At 57.9% G+C, this 19,129-nt stretch carries 19 protein-coding genes; 6 read left to right on the forward strand and 13 right to left on the reverse strand.

Annotated features, from left to right (window positions below; genetic code table 11):
• Positions 1-17 precede the first annotated feature (17 nt).
• The 3 genes from K3756_RS15415 to K3756_RS15425 form a co-directional block, all read right to left on the reverse strand.
• The gene (locus K3756_RS15415; protein ID WP_259988917.1) at positions 18-1,568 is read right to left on the reverse strand and encodes a sodium:alanine symporter family protein; all 1,551 of its coding nucleotides are present in this window, start codon (positions 1,566-1,568) and stop codon (positions 18-20) included.
• Between the two features lie 14 nt (positions 1,569-1,582).
• A complete protein-coding gene (locus K3756_RS15420; protein ID WP_259988919.1) occupies positions 1,583-2,023 on the reverse strand; it encodes a universal stress protein in 441 nt (146 codons plus the stop codon).
• A 189-nt stretch (positions 2,024-2,212) separates the two neighbouring features.
• On the reverse strand, positions 2,213-3,502 hold the full coding sequence (locus K3756_RS15425) for an alpha/beta hydrolase (RefSeq protein WP_259988921.1): 1,290 nt from the start codon (positions 3,500-3,502) through the stop codon (positions 2,213-2,215).
• Between the two features lie 84 nt (positions 3,503-3,586).
• Between K3756_RS15425 and ettA the strand changes: the two genes are divergently transcribed.
• Together ettA and K3756_RS15435 are read left to right on the forward strand one after the other, a co-directional pair.
• Complete coding sequence (gene ettA, locus K3756_RS15430) at positions 3,587-5,242, forward strand: energy-dependent translational throttle protein EttA (RefSeq protein WP_259988923.1); 1,656 nt, start codon at positions 3,587-3,589, stop codon at positions 5,240-5,242.
• 115 nt (positions 5,243-5,357) lie between these two features.
• On the forward strand, positions 5,358-5,762 hold the full coding sequence (locus K3756_RS15435; RefSeq protein ID WP_259988925.1) for a twin-arginine translocation signal domain-containing protein: 405 nt from the start codon (positions 5,358-5,360) through the stop codon (positions 5,760-5,762).
• Here K3756_RS15435 and K3756_RS15440 read toward each other — a convergent pair.
• On the reverse strand, positions 5,759-6,730 hold the full coding sequence (locus K3756_RS15440; protein WP_259988927.1) for a PleD family two-component system response regulator: 972 nt from the start codon (positions 6,728-6,730) through the stop codon (positions 5,759-5,761). The genes K3756_RS15435 and K3756_RS15440 overlap by 4 nt on opposite strands.
• Before the next feature lie 154 nt (positions 6,731-6,884).
• Positions 6,885-7,862, reverse strand: coding sequence for an aldose epimerase family protein (locus K3756_RS15445; protein ID WP_259988929.1), 978 nt, complete (start codon positions 7,860-7,862; stop codon positions 6,885-6,887).
• A gap of 401 nt (positions 7,863-8,263) precedes the next feature.
• On the opposite strand from K3756_RS15445, the gene K3756_RS15450 reads away from it, so the two are divergent.
• Positions 8,264-8,815 carry a L,D-transpeptidase gene (locus tag K3756_RS15450; RefSeq protein ID WP_259988931.1) on the forward strand — a complete coding sequence of 184 codons (552 nt, stop codon included), beginning with the start codon at positions 8,264-8,266 and terminating at the stop codon, positions 8,813-8,815.
• A gap of 63 nt (positions 8,816-8,878) precedes the next feature.
• On the opposite strand, the gene K3756_RS15455 is transcribed toward K3756_RS15450, so the two are convergent.
• Positions 8,879-9,331, reverse strand: a complete 453-nt coding sequence (locus K3756_RS15455; protein WP_259988932.1) for a MarR family winged helix-turn-helix transcriptional regulator — start codon at positions 9,329-9,331, stop codon at positions 8,879-8,881.
• A gap of 77 nt (positions 9,332-9,408) precedes the next feature.
• Between K3756_RS15455 and K3756_RS15460 the strand changes: the two genes are divergently transcribed.
• On the forward strand, positions 9,409-9,999 hold the full coding sequence (locus K3756_RS15460; RefSeq protein WP_259988934.1) for an SRPBCC family protein: 591 nt from the start codon (positions 9,409-9,411) through the stop codon (positions 9,997-9,999).
• 58 nt (positions 10,000-10,057) lie between these two features.
• Here the strand turns inward: K3756_RS15460 and K3756_RS15465 are convergent, their stop codons facing one another.
• The 6 genes from K3756_RS15465 to K3756_RS15490 form a co-directional block, all read right to left on the reverse strand.
• Complete coding sequence (locus tag K3756_RS15465; RefSeq protein WP_259993576.1) at positions 10,058-11,053, reverse strand: ABC transporter substrate-binding protein; 996 nt, start codon at positions 11,051-11,053, stop codon at positions 10,058-10,060.
• A 58-nt stretch (positions 11,054-11,111) separates the two neighbouring features.
• Positions 11,112-11,954 (reverse strand): ABC transporter permease, encoded by an 843-nt coding sequence (locus K3756_RS15470; protein ID WP_259988936.1) that lies wholly within the window; start codon positions 11,952-11,954, stop codon positions 11,112-11,114.
• Entirely contained in the window at positions 11,951-12,871 is a 921-nt protein-coding gene (locus tag K3756_RS15475; protein WP_259988937.1) for an ABC transporter permease, read from the reverse strand. The genes K3756_RS15470 and K3756_RS15475 overlap by 4 nt, the downstream gene beginning before the upstream one ends.
• Before the next feature lie 30 nt (positions 12,872-12,901).
• Positions 12,902-13,687 carry an ABC transporter ATP-binding protein gene (locus K3756_RS15480; RefSeq protein ID WP_259988939.1) on the reverse strand — a complete coding sequence of 262 codons (786 nt, stop codon included), beginning with the start codon at positions 13,685-13,687 and terminating at the stop codon, positions 12,902-12,904.
• Positions 13,688-13,724: 37 nt separating this feature from the next.
• The gene (hydA, locus tag K3756_RS15485) at positions 13,725-15,185 is read right to left on the reverse strand and encodes a dihydropyrimidinase (protein WP_259988940.1); all 1,461 of its coding nucleotides are present in this window, start codon (positions 15,183-15,185) and stop codon (positions 13,725-13,727) included.
• Between the two features lie 99 nt (positions 15,186-15,284).
• On the reverse strand, positions 15,285-16,535 hold the full coding sequence (locus tag K3756_RS15490; RefSeq protein ID WP_259988942.1) for a Zn-dependent hydrolase: 1,251 nt from the start codon (positions 16,533-16,535) through the stop codon (positions 15,285-15,287).
• A gap of 209 nt (positions 16,536-16,744) precedes the next feature.
• Between K3756_RS15490 and K3756_RS15495 the strand changes: the two genes are divergently transcribed.
• Together K3756_RS15495 and K3756_RS15500 are read left to right on the forward strand one after the other, a co-directional pair.
• Positions 16,745-17,332, forward strand: coding sequence for a TetR/AcrR family transcriptional regulator (locus K3756_RS15495; protein WP_259993578.1), 588 nt, complete (start codon positions 16,745-16,747; stop codon positions 17,330-17,332).
• Between the two features lie 102 nt (positions 17,333-17,434).
• Positions 17,435-17,806, forward strand: coding sequence for a hypothetical protein (locus K3756_RS15500; protein WP_259988944.1), 372 nt, complete (start codon positions 17,435-17,437; stop codon positions 17,804-17,806).
• Positions 17,807-17,810: 4 nt separating this feature from the next.
• Here K3756_RS15500 and preA read toward each other — a convergent pair whose 3' ends face one another.
• Entirely contained in the window at positions 17,811-19,115 is a 1,305-nt protein-coding gene (gene preA / locus K3756_RS15505; RefSeq protein WP_259988945.1) for an NAD-dependent dihydropyrimidine dehydrogenase subunit PreA, read from the reverse strand.
• Positions 19,116-19,129 lie beyond the last annotated feature (14 nt).

The following is a 19,129-nucleotide window of genomic DNA, read 5'->3' on the forward strand; positions in this document are numbered from 1 at the left end:
CAATTGTCAATCGCCGATCAGTCCGCGAATTTGCGGATCTCGCCTGTTTTCAGCCGGTCGAAATAGCTGTGCATCTCACGCTTGACGATTGGCATGAGGAAATACAGCGCCGTGATGTTGACGACCGCCATGGCAAAGATCATCGCATCGGAGAAGTCGATGACAGCACCCAGCTGCGCCGCCGCGCCGACGATGATGAAGAAGCAGAAGATCAATTTAAAGATCAGCTCCGTCACCTTGCCTTCGCCAAACAGGTACGTCCATGCTTTCAGCCCGTAGTAGGACCAGCTGATCATGGTCGAGAACGCAAACAGGATCACCGCAAGTGCGAGAATGTACGGGAACCAGCTGAACCCGCTCGCGAATGCGGCAGAGGTCAGGGCCACGCCCGAAACGCCATCAACGGTCTGGATTGCGCTACCGGCTTCGTTCAGAACGAAATTGCCTGACGCCGGATCCATGACAAGAACGCCGGAGATGGTGATGACAAGCGCCGTCATGGTGCAGATTACAACCGTATCGATGAAAGGCTCGAGCAAAGACACGACGCCTTCGGTGATCGGCTCTTTCGTGCGCACCGCCGAGTGGGCAATCGCGGCAGAGCCCACGCCCGCTTCGTTGGAGAAAGCGGCCCGTTTGAAGCCCTGGATCAACGCACCGACAAAGCCGCCTGCCACGCCAAGACCCGTAAACGCGCCTTCAAAAATCTGGCCAAACGCCCAACTGATTTGATCCGCATTCACGATCAGGATGACCAAGGCCGCCAGAACGTAGAGGATCCCCATGAAGGGCACGATCTTCTCCGTCACCTTGGCGATGGACTTGATCCCGCCGACGATGACCAGAAACACGACTGCCGCAAAAATTGCGCCGGTGATCAGACCCGAGAAATCGCCTGTAATCTGTGTGATCTGTGCGTGTGCCTGGTTGGCCTGAAACATGTTCCCGCCGCCCAGGGCACCACCGATGGTAAAGATCGCAAAAACAACCGCCAGCACGCGCCCGCCGGGCAGACCGCGCTCCTTGAACCCTTTGGTCATGTAATACATCGGACCACCGGACACAGACCCGTCAGGGTATTCGTTACGGTATTTCACCCCGAGCGTACATTCGGTGAACTTCGATGCCATCCCGAGCAGGCCGGCGAGGATCATCCAGAAAGTTGCGCCCGGCCCCCCGATCCCGACCGCCACGGCGACACCGGCAATATTGCCCAAGCCGACAGTACCGGAAAGCGCAGTTGCCAAAGCCTGAAAGTGGCTCACTTCGCCTGCATCATCAGGGTCGGAATAGTCCCCTTTGACAAGGCTGATGGCGTGCGCGAAGGCACGTACCTGAATAAAGCTGAAATAGATGGTGAAAATCGACGCCGCGACGACCAGCCACAGAACGATCCATGGAAAGTTGGTCCCCGGCAGGTTCATGAAGATCAGGTTGACGAACCACCCCGTCGAGCTTGCAAAGATGTCGTTGACGCGCTGATCAAAATTCGCAGCCTCTTGGGCCGCCGCCAACGTAGGAAGGACAGTGGCCGCAGCCGCCAGTCCGGGAAGCGTAAATCGTTTCATATCAATGTCCTCGTTTACGGAATAACTGTGATCGGAACGCTTGACGCCGTAACCAGACGACCGGTCACATTGCCAAAAATGCGATCCTTCACGCTTTGCTGGCCAACACGTCCCACGATCAACTGGGCGGCCTGACGGTTCTTGGACTGCTTTTCGAGGATTTCGGCCACATCACCGTGCCGCACAACGCCTTCGACCGCGTAGCCTTCGGCTTCGGTCGCTTTCACGGCAGGGTCGAGCACACGGTCGTGCGCGAGCTTGAGCTCTTCTTCGCGCCGCTGGTGGCGCTTTTCGTTTTCTTCCTTGGTCTGGAAACTGAAGGGCGACCATTCAATTACAAATACGAGCACAATCAGGCAGTCGCCGATGCGCGTGGCCTGAGCCTTGGCGAAATCCAGCGCGCGATTGCCCGCATCAGACCCGTCCAGACCCACGATAAGTGTGGTTTGAGACATTCGAGAGTTCCCCGTTGAGGGGCCGCCTTGGCGCAGCGGCCGGTTGATCGGTTGACCGTTGCAATAAACAGCCGACCGATTCATCCAAACTATCACCACAAACTGCGACAAAATGACCGAAATTCGGGCAGTGAGCATGTTTTCGCCCGAAAACGCGGCCGAATGCAGCCAAATTGCCTGTGAAACCCGCTATCTCGTGTTTTCGTAGATAATCTCGGGCAGGCGTTCGAGGGGGTAATTGGGCTGCAAGACCCATACGCCATCCGCATCTTGTTCGAGGGGTCGCAGCGTCCCGCCGGGGAAAGCGCGCGTACGCAGAGCAAGCACGATATCGGACAGGACGGCAGGATTGCTGCGAAAGTAGGAGTGGCTATCCGATCCGATTGCTCCTTCGACGCGAATGAAATGGATCAACCCTTCTTTCGCCAGACGCCGCAACTCTGACGCAGAAAAATCGTCCTGTTTCAGCGCGCCAATCCGCGGTGAATTTGTGACAAAGGAGGACAGACGCAACGCGTTGTCGTCGGGATTCACATAGATGTTCACCTGCTCGAAGGCTTCCGAAAACTGCTCCGCCAGCAATCTTTGGCGCACGATCCCCGTGTCGAGATCCGCCGCCGCAAGGATCAGCGTTCCGGTCTTGAGACCCAGCTTGGGCGCGACGCCACGCCCGCGCTGGAAGATAAGCAGCTCCCGCAGCGCTTGGGTCATCACTCCGCTGCCGCGGGAATGTGCCACGATATCGATGTCTGACACCTCCGGCATCTCTGCGAGAAGGCGCAACAGTTCTTTTGCGTGAAATACGCTGAAGTCGCCCGAGGCCCGATCCCGGAAATAGCCAAGCGGCCCGCGATTGCCCGCAGGCCAACTGAACGCCACTGGGATAGAGTTGCGGCCCGCGAAGTGCCACAGATTCGCGAGTGTGGTCAGGCTCTGGTCGAATTCGTTTCTCACGCCATGCACGTAAACCAGCACGGTCCGATTGCCGGTTCGGGCAATTTCAGCACGGATATGTTTCTTGAACGCGTCGCCTTGGGCATCGTAGGCGGCCTGCGCATCGCGGTCGATGCGCAGTTCCCCGTCGTCACGCCTGTCAGGGAGGGGCGCCTGATCAAACTGGACAAGCTGGTCGATCTGCATGACTTCCAGCCGGTTGATGCTGCCGCCCCGGTCAACGTGGGTGCGCGCAACAAGATCCTGCCAATCGCTCGCGCCAAAACGCACCTGCGCCGCCCCGAACGCCATCGCCTGCGACCGGTTGCGCGAATAGGAATACACCGTGCCATCCTGCTTCAGGCCCGCGCGATCGGTGAGGTAGAAGATCGTGGGATCGACGCTGCGCAAGGCGACCGGCACCTGCTGTGAGGGGTAGTTTTTATTATCGAGGTAGAGATTGGGCGGCGCGGCCAGTTGTGCGCCGACACTGCATCCAGCCAACAACACGAGCAACAGCGCCCGCAATTTCCAACGTCCAATCATACAGGCACCATCCTTGCGCCGTTGATCTTGCCCGTCGCGAGCGATATTGCAATCCAAACCTCAGTTGCCGCAAGGATTCCCGCCATGGCCGCCTATCAGTTTGTCTATCACATGCAGGGTGTTTCCAAGACCTATCCGGGTGGAAAGAAATGCTTCGAGAATATCCACTTAAACTTCCTGCCCGGTGTGAAAATCGGCGTGGTCGGTGTCAACGGCGCCGGTAAATCCACGCTGATGAAGATCATGGCCGGTCTCGACAAGGACTATACCGGTGAAGCCTGGGTCGCCGAGGGCGCCAAGGTCGGCTACCTGCCGCAGGAACCCAAGCTCGACCCGGCACTGAGCGTGCGCGAAAACGTCATGCTCGGTGTAGCCGAGAAGAAGGCAATTCTCGACCGGTACAACGAATTGGCGATGAATTACTCTGACGAGACAGCAGACGAGATGGCCGCCCTGCAAGACCAGATCGACGCGGAGAACCTGTGGGATCTCGACAGCCAGATCGATGTGTCGATGGAGGCGCTGCGTTGCCCACCCGATGATGCGGATGTGACAAAGCTGTCGGGTGGTGAAGCCCGCCGCGTCGCCCTGTGCAAACTGTTGCTCGAAGCGCCCGAAATGCTGCTGCTTGACGAACCGACCAACCACCTCGATGCGGAAACCATCGCGTGGCTGCAACAGCACCTGATCGATTACAAAGGCACGATCCTGATCGTCACGCACGACCGTTATTTCCTCGATGACATTACCGGCTGGATACTTGAGTTGGACCGTGGCCGCGGTATTCCCTACGAAGGCAATTATTCGGACTGGCTTGAGCAGAAGGCAAAGCGGCTGTCGCAAGAGGCCCGCGAGGACAAGTCCCGCCAGAAAACGCTGGAACGCGAACTGGAATGGATGCGGCAAGGTGCGAAGGCACGGCAGGCAAAATCCAAGGCCCGGATCAACGCCTACAACGAAATGGCCGATCAGTCCGAGCGCGAAAAGCTGTCACGTGCCCAGATCGTCATTCCGAACGGCCAGCGACTTGGCTCCAAGGTCATCGAAGTTGAGAACCTGACCAAGGCGATGGGTGACAAACTGCTGGTCGAAAATCTCGACTTTTCGCTACCGCCCGGTGGTATCGTCGGGGTCATCGGGCCAAACGGCGCCGGTAAATCCACCCTTTTCAAGATGCTGACGGGTCAGGAGCAACCCGACAGCGGTACCGTTGAAATCGGTGACACGGTCGATCTGTCCTATGTCGATCAATCCCGCGACGATCTAAAGTCGGATGATACCGTTTGGCAGGCGATCTCGGGCGGGGCCGAATTGATCCAGCTGGGCGATGCCGAAGTGAATTCGCGCGCCTATTGTTCGTCGTTCAATTTTAAAGGCGGCGATCAGCAAAAGAAAGTCGGCCTCCTGTCGGGGGGTGAACGCAACCGTGTGCATATGGCGCGCCTTCTGAAGTCCGGTGGCAACGTGCTGCTGCTCGATGAACCGACGAACGATCTCGACGTCGAAACGCTGCGCGCGCTCGAAGATGCGCTTGTCGATTTTGCCGGCTGCGCGGTCGTCATTTCGCACGACCGGTTTTTCCTCGACCGTATTTGCACGCATATTCTTGCGTTTGAAGGCGAAGCACATGTCGAGTGGTTCGAAGGCAACTTCGAAGACTACGAAGAAGACAAGAAACGCCGTCTGGGCGCCGACGCGCTCGAGCCCAAGCGTCTGAAACACAAAAAATTCGTCCGCTGACGCGTCATAGATCCAGAACCAGAAAGGCGGTCCGACAGGGCCGCCTTTTTTGAAGGGGATGGTTGACCCGGCTTTCCCCTATCCGCCGCGCATGGTCCGGCCCTAGGATAGGCACATGAACAGAAGACACTTCATCTCAACGTCGGCTGCCGTGATTGGCGCCGCGGGGCTGACCCCGTCCTCGGCACCTGCGATCAGCCCCCGGATGCTCGCCAACGCGCGCATTTTCGCGACATCACACAATCGGTGCACCCCCGATCTTCTTGTCCGTCACTTGCGCGTATCGCCCGAAATGGCAGGCCACATCCAACGACAATTGGTCCGGCGGGGTATCATCACTGCGCCCGTTGCCGGTGCGTCGGTCGCGGTGAACCCCGCGAATACCTACTGCATCCCGAACGAAGCCCTCAAGCCGAACAATATTGCGCAAAAGATTTGCGACTTACGAGCGCACGCAAGGCGTCTGCTTGAGCAGCTTGATCAGGACGAAGATCAAATCAGCATGCCAGACGCCGTTTAACTGGCAATTTTCTGGGACAGTCGCGAAAACAGTGTTTCGGTTTCTTCGGGCTCACGGGCCCGACGCAGATCAGCACGACCGTGGAAATTACGCATCGCAAGAGCCGCCGAATGACCCGACCACAACCGTTTGTCATCAAGCGCATCGAGAACCACCATCGGAGCATCGCTTAATCCAGTTGCCTCGCTGTCCCAGTTTTCTGCCAAGGTAAGGTTCAGCTGATCTTCCAAGGCTTGCAAGTCCTGACGCGCCCGATCTTGGACAACAACGACGAATGCACCCCGCCCCGCATGGGCAAACCTCGTGGTGTCATTGTCGCTGATGCTGCTGAGCGTGCGGGCGATGGCGGAGAGTGTCATGCGGTATCCGCCGGGCGTTACACTCCGAAAAAGGGCAAGCGCATCCTCGATCTGCATGCTGAACAAGGTCATCGCGTAAAGCGCATCGCCTTTGCGCAGCAACTCGTTTTCCAGCGCGAGGAAACCGTTCACGCCGGGCCCGTCCGGCAGATCAGATCTTTCGTCGAATGATATGGCCGTAAGGCGTGCCAGTTCCTGAGCGGACTCGGTGTTTGCTTTCTCTCGTCGCAGGCTGTCGCTCAACGTGGCCGCGAGATTGATCCGTGTTCCCAATTCCAGTCCATCGAAAGGCTTTGTTACATAATCGGTGGCACCGGCGTCGAACGCTTGCGCCATGATCGCATGATCGCGGCTGGCGGTAATCATGATAATGGGTGCCAGTTGATACGCGTCTTTCTGACGGATCAGGCGGCACATTTCCGTCCCGCTGATGCCCGGCATCATGATGTCGAGCAGGAAAGTATCAAAGGGCTTGTCCGACTGCGAAATCAGATTCAGTGCCTCATCGGCCGTCGATGCGTAGGTGACGCTGCCGAAGCCACTTTTTTCCAGAGAAGATCCAAGCAGCCCCAGCGCGATAGGGTCGTCGTCTACCGCCAGAATACGCATATCATCATCCTCATATCGATGGCTGCCGCATGCGAACTACACGCGAAACGTAAATTCATCGATAATCTGGGCGATGATGTTGGTCAGATTGCGGCACCTTTCCGGCGTGGTTGTGCCGTATCTACATTGGGGGCCCACAGCCGGAATGCCGCTTCTAACCGAACGCATACCTGACGGTTTGCGTGTACCGTTGCCCCGCCTTCAACGTGATGGACGGAAAATGCGGGTTGTTTGGCGCGTCCGGCCAGCCTTGCGCTTCGAGAGCGAGCGCCGCTCGCGGGCCCAACCGCCTGCCCGTCACATCGCGCAACCCCTCCGGTATGCCCTCGCCATCGTAGATGTGCAGCGCCGCCTGCGTGCTTTCGATCGTCATTGTCGGACCACCGGTCGCTGATAGGGTCGCCACATGGCGCAAAGGGCTCACGGCTGTGCGGTTCAGGCACAGGCTGTTGTCGAAAGAGTGCGGTCCAACTGCGCGCGGGCTGCGGAAATCGAACGGGGTGTACGACACGTCGGCGATTTCGCCTGTGGGTACCGCATCCTTCGTCGCAGGCAGATAGGTTCCGGCGGACGGAACATGCAGTTGGTGATTGTCGATTGTCGCGCTGCCGTCGAGATTGAAATACGGGTGATGGCACATGTTGAGTATTGTATCGGCATCGGCCACGGCATCGAATTGGAGATCAAGGGCCGGACCCGGCAACACGCGATAGGTGGCACGTGCCTGCACAGCAGCGGGGTACCCCTCTTCCCCGGCGGGGCTTTGGTAAAGCAGGGTTACAAAGTCAGAAGCGCGATCTTCGACCGTCCACACACGATGGGCAAAGGTGCCCGCCCCGCCGTGCAGGTGATGTCCGCCCACGTTGACCGGGAGATTAAGCGTCCCGCCGTCCCACGGCAGGGACCCGCCGGCAATACGCCCCGCAACACGCCCGACGACTGCACCTGCATAGATCATCGGAAACTCCCTGTAGGCATCCGGCGGCAGGGCAAGGATCAAAGGGTGATCGATACCCGCCAGCCGCAAATCCTGTAGCGTTGCGCCAAACGGTAGAACTGATGCATGCAGGCCGTGACCGGACACCGTGATTGCCCCAAGACCCGACGCCGACAGATCGTTCACAGTATTCATACGACCACCAATTTGCAGGCCGGATCGCCGAACGCAGAATAACTTTCACCGTATGGCATAGGGCCGACATATTCCGTTTTGTGCACCGTCACCTTCATGCTGTCTCCTGTTTTGACTTTGAAAACATCGGTATCAGATCGTTCGCAAAATACTATCGCCTGCGCAAACAGGAGCGGGCGAGGCGCGCATCTTTGTTAATGCTCCCACCCCATTTAACGGCACCGACAGATGTCCCGAAAACAGCATCGTTTGCGCGGCTTCTTGCCGGCATTTACGGGATCACACGTCATTGTGACCGGCTATTCTGCAACGGATCTTCCCTTTTTTCTTTGGGGGCTTGATCCACCCCCCTATCGTGGGACAGTTAATGCCGGTTTATTTAGCTGCAAAAGGGACTGAAAATGCTCCGCCGAACATTTATCGCGGGCGCTGCCGCTGCCACCGCTCTGCCAAAGGTCGCCACCGCCCAATCAATCGCATTTGATCCGACGCCACAGATGGTGCGAATCCGTAAGAACTACCAACCCGGAGAGCTGCTGATCCTGCCACGCAGCTACTACCTCTATTTCGTGACCGCCCCCGGCGAGGCCCGCCGGTACGGTGTGGGCGTCGGCCGCGCAGGTCTTGAATTCACCGGATCGGCTGTCATCCAGGTGAAGAAAGAATGGCCGACGTGGCGTCCGACGGACGAGATGATCGAGCGTGACCCCGCTGCCTATTCGCGCTTCATCGGCAACACCGAAGCGCAGCCGGGCGGTCCGGACAATCCTCTGGGCGCGCGTGCGCTGTACCTCTTCCAGAATGGCAAGGATACATATTTCCGCATCCACGGCACCACAGCGCCGAAATCAATCGGGCGGTCGGTGTCCAACGGCTGCATCCGGATGCTGAATGAACACGTCAAAGACCTGTACGAGCGTGTGCCCGTCGGAACAAAAGTGACCGTTCTCTAAAAGACTGAACGCCTGAGCGTAAGTCGCATAAAGCCGATGCCACCGCGCATCGGCTTTTTCTTTTCAACTGTCCGCCTTGCCACTCGCTGCATGTGCGACTTTCCCCATCGCGCTGACGAACGCGTCACGTTCCGGTTTGGACAAAACCGACAACATCGCACCGGCGTTGCGTTTGTCCTGCCGGATTATTGAACTCAAAACCTCCACACCTTCCTCGCTGAGGCCTAGGGCAATTGCTCTTTTGTCTGTCTCGTCCGCTTCGACGACTACCAGCCCCCGCCCCTTCAGCGCACGGACTGCCGTAGATACGGTCGTGCGCGGGACATGCAGGATGTCCGCGATCTGGGACGGGCGCATCGCGGATCGCTCTCCCAACAAACGCAACATGTTGAAATATAGCGGATTGAAGGGCAGCTTTCCCTCTGCTGGCGCACCCGCGCGACCTGCAACCAGAAAGCCGCGGATGATCAGGTTGATGTGACCGGCAAGCGCATCGATCTGCGGATCGTCATTCATTGAGACCCACCACTTGAATTGGTACGTACCTCGCACCACTTGATACGGCATACGTATCAAAAATCAGGGAATCAAACATGTTCAGATCTTTCATCGCTCTTTCCTTCGCCGGATTGCTCGCCGCTTGTGGCCAGCCAGCCCCGCCAAGTTCTCCTCCCGAGGCTACCACGCCACCGCCCTTGGCAACCAGCGGCTTCCTGACCGCGTATGTGGAAGAGGATTTCCCCATGACAGTGCCGGAGCTGCGCGATTTTCTTGCGACGGAAAATCTGATTGATCAGTTCGAGCCGGTGGGAAAAATCTCGACGCCTGTGGCGACCGAAATCCTATCCGGTACGTGGCCGGAGCCTGACGCGGTGCGGCGCGTTGAACTGGCGGATGGTCACTACGTGATCGAACGGATTACCGCGAATGAACCGGATTTTTTCCAGTATCAGATCTTTCTTTTCACCAACGCTACGGGTCGCGGTGTCGAGCAAATCGTGGGCGAGCAACGATTTGTTCCCACGGATGACGGAACGCGGTTCGAATGGACCTATAATGTGTTGCCCCACAATACGTTCGTCGGATTATTCGTAAGAAGCCAGATGGACGATATCGAGACCTACATCAGCAACGGACTGTCCAGATACGCGCAGCTCGCCCGCGCGCGGGTCAACGGTTCGTAAAATGCAAAAGGGCCGGCGCAGTAACGCGTCGGCCCTTTCAGGATTACGCAAAATTTACTCAGTTCAGCGCTTTGTCAGTGATGGCATGTGTCCAAGCGCCTTCGGGCTGCGCAGAGATGACCGGATCAGACCCACCGGCAAGAAGCGTGTCGACCGTACGCTGGAAATCAGCCTCGACCAGCGCCCCGTCGGACCCGGCCGTCAACTTGGCGATCTCGTTCATCATACGCACCTGTGCTTCTTCCGACTGGGCACCTGTTTCATCATTGTCGAGGACGATGCTCGCCGCTTCTTCGACGTTTTCTTCCGCATATTTCCAGCCCTTCATCGAAGCGCGTACAAAGCGGACCATCTTATCCTCGAACACAGGGTCGGAGAGGTTATCCTCAAGCACGTAGATGCCATCTTCGAGCGTGGCCACGCCTTGTTCTTCATACTTGAAGGTGATCAGTTCGTCAGGGTTAACGCCTGCATCCAAGACCTGACCGTATTCATTGTAGGTCATCGTCGAAATGCAATCTGCCTCACGCTGCAGCAACGGATCGACGTTGAAACCCTGCTTGAGCACAGTCACGCCATCTTCGCCACCGTCGGTCGAAATGCCCTCTTGGCTCATCCACGACAGGAAGGGATATTCGTTGCCAAAGAACCAGACACCGATGGTTTTGCCTTTAAAATCCTGCGGGCCGGTGATGCCGGTGTCTTTCCAGCAGGTCAGCATCAGACCGGATGTCTTGAACGGTTGCGCGATGTTGACGACCGGCAGACCTTTCTCACGCGCGGCAAGCGCCGAAGGCATCCAGTTCAGCATTGCATCGGCGCCCCCGCCTGCCAGAACCTGCGGCGGCGCGATATCGGGACCACCCGCCAGAATGGTCACATCAAGACCCTCTTCCTCGTAGAAGCCTTTGTCGAGCGCCACGTAGTAGCCCGCAAACTGCGCCTGTGTGACCCACTGAAGCTGCAGGGTAACGGTGTTCGCATGCCCGTCCGCAAAGGCAGGCGCACCGGTCATTCCAGCGGCGCAGGCTGCTGCCATCATCATCTTTTTCATCATCGTTCGACCTCCAAGTCGGTTTTGGTTTAAATGTCCCGATTTTACGGGATCGTGGTTATCGTTGTGACGGATGCCAAAAGGTGATCCGTTTTTCGATCAATGTCATGAGCCCATAAAACGCGCTTCCCGCGACGGCTGCCACAAAAATTTCTGCCCATACGAGGTCAAGCGCAAGCTGTCCGAAGCTGGTGGAGATCCGAAATCCCATACCCACTGTCGGAGAGCCGAAAAATTCGGCAACGATCGCACCAATCAGCGCAAGCGTGGTCCCGATCTTGAGCCCGTTGAAGATGAACGGCATGGCGGCGGGCAGACGAAGTTTGAACAAACTGCCCCAATATCCCGCCCCGTAGGTCCGCATCAGATCCCGCTGCATGCCCGTTGTGTCTTTCAGTCCGGCCACCGTGTTCACGAGGATCGGGAAAAATACCATGACAGCCACCACCGCAGCTTTAGATTCCCAGTCGCTGCCCAGCCATTTCACAAAGATCGGTGCCGTGCCAACAATCGGAAGGGCCGCCATAAAGCTGCCCACAGGCAGTATGCCACGTGTCAGAAAATCAGACCTGTCGGCGATCACGGCGACCCCGAAGGCCGCAAAAGCACCGATGACATACCCACTCAACGCGCCCTTCAGGATCGTCTGCCGGAAATCGGCCCAAAGGATGGGCCCCGCAGTGGCAAGCCGTTCTATGACCGACGAGGGTGCGGGCAAGATGACAGGGTTGATCTCCAGCGCCCGCACGAGCAATTCCCACACCACCAGAACCGTCAACCCGAAGATCGCAGGGATCAGTATCTTAATCGCGGTGTTGTCACTTGCCGCACCATTGGCCAGCCTGACATTGACCCACCAGCCCAGCGCCCAGACGATAAATGCTGCAATTACCATCATCATGCCGCCTGCATCCCCATCCGCCTGAGGGTGAAACGTTCAATCAGACCGAAAAGCGCGACCAGCCCGGCTGCGGTGAGCGCTGCTGCAAACAAGGCCGCCCAGCTTACCAGCGGCTGCCCGTATTGATCCCCTACCAGCATTCGGGCACCAAAACCGGCGCGTGCGCCCGTGGGCAATTCCGCGACAATGGTGCCGACCAAAGACGCCGATATGCCGATTTTCAGCGATGCAAACAGATAGGGCGTCGAGGCGGGCAACCGAAGGGACCAGAACCCCTGCGATTTTGACGCGTTGTAGGTCCGCAAAAGATCAAGCTGCATTGCATCAGGACTGCGCAAGCCTTTGACCATCCCGACAACGACCGGAAAAAAGGACAGATACGCGGCAATGATTGATTTTGGAAACAACCCCTGCACTCCCATGGAGCCCAGCACCACAATGATCATCGGTGCCAGCGCAAGGATTGGAATGGTCTGGCTCACAATGGCCCAGGGCATGACAGACCGATCCATGACGCGGCTGTAGACGATGCCGACCGCGAGAAGAACGCCCATCCCCGTACCGATCGCAAACCCCAACAACGTCGGCGCCAGTGTTACCCATCCATGATAGACTAACGATCGTTTAGAAGTGATGCGCTTGTCGATGATGGTGTCGTACATCTCGACGGCAACCTGTTGAGGGCTGGGCAGTCTTGGTCGCTTGAAGCTGTAAGTCGCCGGTATCAGGTCCGGATTGGCAAAGCTCAGGGCGATGCCACTCAATTCCTGTCTTTCCGCCGGGGTTGACGGTGTGACCTCCACGCCGTCACGCTGCGCCTGATCCGCCACAAGGTGCATGTTCATCGGGATCACGGCGAGCAACCAGAAACCGATGATACCGGCAACTATTGTCAGAACAGGAACGAGCGACCGCATCAGCTGCTAACCCTCATAGTGCGCATGGCATCAGTCATCTGAATGCCCCGCTCGCAGCCCTTCACGCACGCGGTGGGCAATCTCCAGAAACTCCGGTGTGTCACGGATATCGAGCGGGCGTTCGCGGGGCAACGGGCTTTCAATGACATCGGTAATGCGGCCCGGTCGCGGGGACATCACAACGATACGGGTACTCAGATAAACAGCCTCCGGGATGGAGTGGGTGACAAAGGCGATGGTCTTGCCAGTGCGGTCCCACAGCTTCAGCAACTGCTCGTTCAGATGGTCGCGTACAATTTCGTCGAGAGCCCCGAATGGCTCGTCCATCAGAAGAATATCCGCATTGAACGACAGCGCCCGCGCAATGCTCGCACGTTGCTGCATTCCCCCGGACAACTGCCAGGGAAACTTCTTTTCAAACCCTGCAAGCTCGACCAGTTCCAGGACACGCGCAACACGCTCGGCATGTTCGGATTTGGGCACACCCATTATTTCGAGCGGGAGCCGGATATTGCCTCCGATCGTGCGCCACGGATAAAGGCCTGCCGCCTGAAAAACATAGCCATACGCCCGCGCCTGACGCGCTTCTGCAGCGCTTACACCATTGACGGTGATCTCTCCGCCGGTCGGGGTCTCGAGATCGGCCATGCACCGCAGAAACGTCGTCTTTCCACAGCCTGATGGCCCGATGAAGCTGACGAAATCACCCTTGCCGATCTCCAGATTCACACCTTTGAGCGCGTGCACCGGGCCGTCATTCGTCCGGAACGTCAAATCCAGATCGCGCGCGCTGATCACGCTATCGCTGTTGCTCACGTATTGCTTCCTTGCACTTGGCACCGGGTCCCTTCGCTCAGATCCCGGCCGGAATGTTCAGCGGGTCGCGCTTGATCATCTTGGGCGCGCTCAGCTCCTTCCACTTGCTCAACGCAACGTTGGCAGACGGGAACGCTGGCCGCGGGATGAATTTGCCCCGGCCGGGGGACGGTTGGCTGTTTTGCCCCCAGGCCCAGATGACCTCGCCACGGCTCAGCGTGAACCGGCTTTGGGCTTTCACCTCGAACCCTTCAAAAACATTGTAATCCAGAACCGAATGGTGGTTCGAGGCCGATATTGTCTTTGTGATCTTGGGGTCCCACACCACGATATCGGCGTCCGCCCCTTCGACAATCGCCCCTTTGCGCGGGTAGATATTGAGAATTTTCGCCACATTTGTCGACGTCGCCGCCACGAATTCGTTGGGCGTAAGGCGACCCGTTTCAACGCCCTCCGTCCAGAGAACCGACAAACGCTCCTCGAGCCCGTTTGACCCGTTGGGAATGATGCGGAAATCATCGCGTCCGGCGCGTTTCTGTTCGGTGCTGAAAGCGGCGTGATCAGTCGCGACAACCTGCAGGCTTCCGGCCTGCAATCCCGCCCAAAGACTGTCTTGATGATCCTTGCTGCGGAAAGGTGGCGACATGACCCGGCGTGCCGCGTGATCCCAATCCTTGTTGAAGTACTCACTCTCGTCGAGCGTCAGGAACTGGATCAACGGCTCTCCATAGACCCGCATCCCTTTCTGGCGCGCACGGCGGATCGCCTCGTGGGTCTGCTCACAACTCACATGCACGATATACAGCGGCACGCCCGCGGTATCGGCAATTGTAATGGCGCGGTTTGCCGCTTCTCCCTCAAGTTCGGGCGGACGGGAGTATGCGTGCCCTTCGGGGCCGGAGATCCCCTGATCAAAGTACTTTTGCTGTAGCTCGGCAACCAGATCGCCGTTCTCGGCATGTACCATCGGCAACGCACCCAATTCGGCACACCGTTTGAAAGAGGCAAACATTTCGTCATCCTCGATCATCAACGCACCCTTGTAAGCCATGAAGTGCTTGAAGGAGTTGACGCCCATGTCCACGGCGTCCTTCATTTCATTGAATACACCCTCGTTCCAGCCGGTGATCGCCATGTGGTAACCCACATCCGAGCAGATTTGCGGCGCGCTTTTGCGATGCCACTCGTTGATCGCGTTCTTGATCGACCCATCCGCGCCCGGCAGACAGAAATCGACAATCATGGTGGTTCCGCCACAGGCGGCAGCCCATGTGCCGCTCTCGAATGTTTCGGCCGCTGTTGTCCCCATGAAAGGCATCTCGAGATGGGTATGCGGATCAATCCCGCCGGGAATCACATAGGCTCCTTCCGCATCGATGTAGTCGTCGCCTCTCAGATCTTCGCCAATGCGAACGATCTTCTCTCCCTCGATCAGCACATCCGCCTTCCACGTGCGGTCCGCAGTGCAAACCGTTCCGCCTTTGATAACCTTACTCATCTCATCCCTCCGCGTTGCGGCTTTGATGAAGCCTGCATCTCATTTGGCCCTAAATACTCCGGGGTCCGGGGCTGGCCCCGGTCCGACCCGGCACTCAAATCAACCCACGACCTGCGCCGTCTCCACCACAGCATGCATCAACACGTCAGCACCCGCCATGGCCCATTCCTTGGTGATCTCTTCTGCCTCATTATGGCTCAGCCCGTCCACGCACGGACACATCACCATCGCCGTGGGGGCCACACGGTTGATCCAGCAGGCATCGTGCCCGGCGCCGGAAATCAGGTTCATATGTGAATACCCCAACCGCTCGGCCGCGGCGCGTACCGCTGTCACACATCCTTCGTCGAATGCCACGGGGTCGAACCCGCCCACCTTCTCGAACGCAATGTCGAGGCCCATATCGTCGGCGATTTTCTGACCCTCGACACGCAATCGGGCTTCCATGTCCTCGATCACGCTCAGTTCGGGCGACCGGAAATCAACGGTGAATACCACCTTGCCAGGAATCACATTACGTGAATTCGGGTAGACATCGATATGCCCCGCGGCCCCGACCGCATGAGGTTTATGAGACCACGCGATTTCGTCCACTTTTTCCAGTATCCGCGCCATGCCAAGCCCGGCATTCCGGCGCATCGGCATGGGTGTCGACCCCGTATGCGCATCCTTGCCGGTTACCGTCACTTGCGTCCAGGACAGCCCCTGACCGTGGGTCACCACACCAATATCCTTGCCCTCGGCCTCCAGGATCGGGCCCTGTTCGATGTGCAACTCGAAAAAAGCGTGCATTTTGCGGGCACCGACTTCTTCTTCCCCACGCCAGCCTATGCGCGAAAGCTCGTCGCCGAAAGTTTTGCCTGCCGCGTCTTCTCGCGCATAGGCCCAGTCCTGGCTGTGGACACCCGCAAAAACCCCGGATGAAAGCATCGCCGGCGCATACCGCGTACCTTCTTCATTGGTGAAATTCGTCACGACGACGGGGTGTTTGGTCTTGATGCCCAAATCATTCATTGTGCGCAGAATTTCCAGCCCCCCCAAAACGCCCAGCACGCCGTCGTATTTACCGCCCGTGGGCTGGGTATCGAGATGTGATCCGACATAAACCGGCAATGCGTCCGGGTCCGTTCCCTCGCGACGGGCAAACATGTTGCCCATCTGGTCGAGACCCATTGTGCATCCGGCCTCTTCGCACCACCGCTGGAAAAGGGCGCGTCCTTCCGCATCTTCATCGGTCAGGGTTTGACGATTGTTTCCGCCCGCAACGCCCGGCCCGATCTTGGCCATCTCCATCAAGCTGTCCCACAGTCTGTCGGGGTTGATCTTGAGGTTCTGTCCCGGTGCTGGCATCCGCTGGCTCCCTATCTCCGCGCAGGCCCGCGTGCGGACCAATATTTTTACCGTTTGGTAAATTCACGATTGCGGCTCGTTTGGTTTCTGTCAAGAACTGCTTTAAAAAGATATGCGCCGCCATGGGCACCCTGCCTTATTTGCGGGCATCTTCGCCAAAGGAAATTGACGTGGCCGACCAGAAACCCCGCAAGCCCAGCCGCATTCAGATGCGCAATCGCCGCTTGATCCTCGATGCCGCACTCGATGTCTTTTCCAAAGACGGGTTCGGCGGCGCGACGCTGGATGCGATTGCAAAGGGTGCGGGCTTGTCAAAACCCAATGTCCTTTACTACTTCGAAGGCAAATCGGAGATATACGTCACCCTGCTCAGCCAGCTTATGGAGACGTGGCTCGATCCGCTGATCGAATTGAATAAACGCGGCGATCCGGTCGAAGAGTTGCTGGATTACGTGCAGCGCAAGCTCGATATGTCCCGTGATATGCCGTCAGAAAGCAAGCTGTTTGCGGGTGAAATCATTCAGGGTGCCCCCCACATGGGGCCGCATCTGCGCGGTGAACTCAAACCGTTGTTCGATGAGAAATGCGCCGTTATCCTTACGTGGATCAAGGAGGGGCGTCTCGCGCCCGTAGATCCTGCGCATCTGATCTTTTCGATATGGTCGACCACCCAGCATTACGCCGACTTCGAAGCACAGATCGGGACGTTGCTTACGCCCGACAGCGCCATGCACGATGCCGCTGCTGCGCATCTCGAGCAGATGTTCCGCCAACTCCTGACGCCTACAAAGAGTTAACCAAGTCAGCAGTTGGTAGCACCTCTTAACCGGTCATTAGGACTCTGGCGATTAAGGTGATGTTCGGGTGGCGGGCTTTCTTTGGAAAGAGAAGGTGCGCAGATGCAAATGATACAGACCTCCACAACCTCACCGGCAATCGCCGTGCAGGCGCAGACGGCGACCATCAGGCAAACCGAACTTCCCCTTACAAAAAGCGTGCCCGCCTTGAACAACGCATCCGCGTCGCGGTCTGGCTACGGCACGAACGGCGGTGATGACAGCATGTCGCAGAAAGCCGCGGCAATCCGTTCGCGCATCGCCGATACGCTCGGGCAACCCAGTCTCGCCACGCCTGCATCGATCATCGGTGCCAAGGTGCACGAATCTGCCACGCCATCGCAGACCGAACTCAAACGCTTCGACCGCGATGTACCACCGGATCCGCTGCCTACGGCACCTATCCTGAAACACTTCGCCGAAATAAACCGCTAACGGCCTACTCCGCCGCTGTGGCCGAAGGGTTGTTCGGATGCGTTGTCCAGTCGCCAAACTCGGCCGGGACCACATTGCCGGTGCGGGCATCGACCTGTCCCGGTTGGACCCTCACCATGGTGATGCAATTGTCGACCGGACAGACCTCAACGCAAAGATTGCAGGCGACGCATTCATCGTCCTTAACGGTAAATGTGCGGTCTTCGGACATGGCAATCGCCTGATGTGACGTGTCTTCGCACGCAGCGTAACACCGACCACATTTAATGCAGTCGTCTTGGCTGATCGCGGCCTTCGTGACGTAATTCAGATTGAGATACTGCCAGTCGGTCACATTGGGCACGGCCATTCCGATGAAATCCGACGTGGAGGTGTACCCTTTGTCGTCCATCCATTCGCTGAGGCCGCTGATCATTTCCTGTACGACTTTGAAGCCGTACGTCATCGCGGCAGTGCAGACTTGGACGTTGCCACACCCGAGTGCCATGAACTCTGCGGCATCGCGCCATGTGGTGACGCCACCGATGCCTGAAATCGGCAATCCGTGCGTTTCGGGCGCGCGGGCAATCTCGGCCACCATATTCATCGCGATCGGTTTGACCGCCGGGCCGCAGTACCCGCCGTGGGTCCCCTTGCCGTCAATCGTCGGCTCCGGCGCCATATTGTCCAGATCCACGGATATGATGGAATTGATGGTATTGATCAGGCTGACCGCATCAGCACCCCCACGCTTGGCCGCCTCAGCCGGTTTGCGAATATCGGTGATGTTGGGGGTAAGTTTCACAATCACCGGCTTGGAGTAGTATTTTTTGCACCAGCGGGTCACCATCTCGATGTATTCCGGCACCTGACCCACAGCCGATCCCATTCCGCGCTCGGCCATGCCGTGCGGGCACCCGAAATTCAGCTCGATCCCGTCCGCTCCGGTGGCTTCGACCTTCGGCAGAATATCTTTCCACGCCTCCTCTTCACACGGCACCATGATCGACACAATCATCGCACGGTCAGGGTAATCCGCCTTGACCCTTTTGATTTCGTCAAGATTGGTCTGCAGGTCCCGGTCGGTAATCAATTCAATGTTGTTGAGCCCCAGAACCCGCCTGTCCGCACCGTGAATGACGCCGTATCGCGGCCCGTTGACGTTCACCACCGGAGGTCCCTCCGAACCCAGCGTTTTCCAGACGACACCGCCCCACCCCGCCTCAAACGCGCGGCGGACGTTATATTCCTTGTCCGTTGGCGGCGCCGAGGCCAGCCAGAACGGGTTTGGTGCAGAAATGCCCAAGAATTCGGTTGTCAGATCAGCCATGTCAGCTCTCCCTA

The organism is Sulfitobacter sp. S190 (assembly GCF_025141935.1).
GTDB lineage: Bacteria > Pseudomonadota > Alphaproteobacteria > Rhodobacterales > Rhodobacteraceae > Sulfitobacter.